The sequence below is a fragment of the Allorhizocola rhizosphaerae genome (assembly GCF_003426775.1).
Lineage (GTDB): Bacteria > Actinomycetota > Actinomycetes > Mycobacteriales > Micromonosporaceae > Allorhizocola > Allorhizocola rhizosphaerae.
In genome coordinates this window covers 1-2,574 of the sequence record NZ_QJUG01000430.1, presented here as the reverse complement: position 1 = coordinate 2,574, position 2,574 = coordinate 1, and the positions used below count along the sequence as shown (strand labels likewise).

General features: G+C 69.3%; 2 protein-coding genes and 1 pseudogene. 1 reads left to right on the top strand and 2 read right to left on the bottom strand.

Features of this window, described 5'->3' with window-relative positions:
- Together DM816_RS41380 and DM816_RS41375 are read right to left on the bottom strand one after the other, a co-directional pair.
- Positions 1–621 (bottom strand): annotated as a pseudogene (locus tag DM816_RS41380) (hypothetical protein); the annotation flags it as partial.
- A 215-nt stretch (positions 622–836) separates the two neighbouring features.
- Entirely contained in the window at positions 837–1,688 is an 852-nt protein-coding gene (locus DM816_RS41375) for a PD-(D/E)XK nuclease family protein (protein WP_117215881.1), read from the bottom strand.
- 66 nt (positions 1,689–1,754) lie between these two features.
- Here DM816_RS41375 and DM816_RS41370 point away from each other — a divergent pair.
- On the top strand, positions 1,755–2,574 hold an 820-nt coding region (locus DM816_RS41370; RefSeq protein WP_117215880.1), incomplete at its 3' end, for a M50 family metallopeptidase.

Below are 2,574 nucleotides of genomic sequence, written 5' to 3'. Positions count from 1 at the left end.
GATGCGCCGGCGCTCCTCGGCCACGGCCTGCTCGGCGTGCGCGGCCCGGCCCTCCTCCGCCTCGGCGGCGCGGTCGCGCAGCACCTGCGCCGCCTCGCGCCGGGCCATGATGGTCCGCCCGATCAGGAAGATCACGACCATCGCCACGACGTTGATCAGTAGCCCGGACGACAGCGACATCAGCTGCTTGCCGTTCTCGTCACGCACGAACCCGTTCTCGACCACCGCGAGCAGAACCAGGTTGTTGACCGTCCAGAGCAGCAGGGTGCCCAGCACCGCGCGCCACCACCGCTGGTACGCCGCCAGCGTGTAGGCAAGCACCCACAGCGCCACACCCTGACTGGTCCAGAACGGCTCGTGCAGCAGGCCCAGCGCGAGAAACACGCCCGTGACGGCCACCGCCGGCCACAGCCAGATGCGCCGCACGATGATCGGGGCGAGCGTGATGGCCGCCCACAGCGGCCCGAACTCGTCGGTGTATGCGCCCCACTCGCCCGCGCCCATCTGCAGGAGCAGCACCTGCACCACCCACACCGCCCCGGCCAGCGCCGCGTCCGCGCGCACAGGCGTCCACCACGACGCGTGCAGCACGGCTCGAAGTCGGGCGGGGATGGCAGGCACGCCTGGAAGGTTACTGTAAGTCGTCCATGTGAATCACGCCCCCACCAACCCCTTTCCGGTCGATCATGAGGTCACGTCCATGTCCGACGGCGTGTCGTGACACCAACTTATGGTCAACACCGGCCGGGTCGATCATGAAGTTTCGGACGCGACACCGTCGAGAATGGACGTGAGTTCATGATCGACCGGAAAGGGGTTGGCGGAGGCGGCGGGTCTTACGGCTGGGCGACTTCTTGCTTGAGTTGGCGGCTGTCGATGGTGGCCGGGGTCAGTTGCTCCGGGAACGGCGGGAGGGTGCCGCCGAACTCGGGGCAGCGGGCCTGATGGCTGCACCAGTCGCACAGCCGGCTCGGCCGGGGGCGGAAATCGCGCGCCTCCGTCGCCGCCTCGATGGCCCGCCACAGCGCCACGAGCGTGCGCTCGAAGCGCGTCAGCTCCTCGGCGTCGGGCGCGTAGTCGCACACCTCGGCGTCCTTCAAATACAGCAGGCGCAGCACCCGCGGCACGACGCCGCGCGTGCGCCACAGCACCAGCGCGTAGAACTTCAGCTGGAACAGCGCCCGCGCCTCGAACGCCTCGCGCGGCGCGCCGCCGGTCTTGTAGTCGACCACGCGCAGGTCTCCGGCCGACGAAACGTCGAGGCGGTCAAGGTAACCCCGGATCAATAATTGGTCTTCGATGATTGCCTCGATCAATGCCTCCCGCTCGGCGGGCTCGAACCGGCGCGGATCCTCCACCGCGAAGTAACCCTGCAGCAGCTCGGTGGCCGACGCGAGGAAGTCGGGCGTGACCACGGCGGCGAGCTCGGGCTCCTCGGCGACCAGCCGCTCCCACTGCGGGCTCACCAGCGACTGCGCGGTCTGCAGCGTGCGCTGCTCGGACGGGTGGTCGAAGAGGTGCTCGAGCACGGCGTGCACCAGCGTGCCCCGGGCCTTCTCCGCGGTCGGCGGCTCGGGCAGCCGGTCGATGCTGCGAAACCGATAGAGCAGGGGACAGGTCTTGAAATCGGCCGCCCGCGAGGGCGAAAGCGAGGGAAGGGCCGGCCCCAACAGCTCATCGGTTGTCATGTGCAAGAGGTTAGGGCAGGGGTACGACAACCACCCCGTACCATGGGCGCGTATGGAGCTCGGTTCATGACAAACGGCAGCGATTACCGGCCCGGGGGATTCCAAGTTGGACGGGTTTTCGGATTTCCGTTGCGCCTGACCGGCTCTTGGGTCTTCCTGGCCGTGTTCATCATCATCGTGTACAGCGACGGCCTCGGCCGGTCCCTGGGCCTGGCCGGTGCGGCCCGATATCTCGCGGGCGCCGGATTCGTGGCGGGTCTGCTGCTCTCGGTCCTGCTGCACGAGCTCGGCCACGCGCTCACCGCGCGCCGCCACGGCGTGGGCGTGAGAGGGATCACGCTCGATCTGCTCGGCGGATTCACTGAGTTCGATCAAGATTCGCCCAACCCGCGGGTCGAACTGACCACCGCGCTGGCCGGCCCGGCCGTCTCGGCGCTGCTGGGCATCGGGTGCGGGCTGGCGGCGATCGTGCTGCCGGCTGGCTCGGTGGGCGAGGGGATCATGTTCCAGCTGGCCATCGCCAACATCATCGTGGCCGTCTACAACGCGCTGCCCGGCTGGCCGCTCGACGGTGGCCGGGCCTTGCGGGCCGCCGTGTGGGCCGTGCGCGGCGACCGCGACAAGGGCCTGCTCGTGGCCGGTTGGTCGGGGCGGGTGGTGGCCGTGGCCACCATTGCCGTCGCGCTGTGGCTGTACGTGTCCGGCCGGTACGAGCTGCTCTCGCTGATCATCGGCGCGTGGATCGCGTTCAGCATCTGGCGCGGCGCCACCATGGCCGTGCTGACCGCCCGCGTCCGGGCCAGATATCCGATGGTCGATCCGATCGCCCTGGCCAAACCCATTTTCTCGGTACCCGCCGGGACCTCGCTGGCCGAAGCGGCCCGCC

Coding starts and splice junctions, on each gene's coding strand:
- DM816_RS41375 (WP_117215881.1), bottom strand. CDS start 1,688: ATGACAACCGATGAGCTGTTGGGGCCGGCCCTTCCCTCGCTTTCGCCC.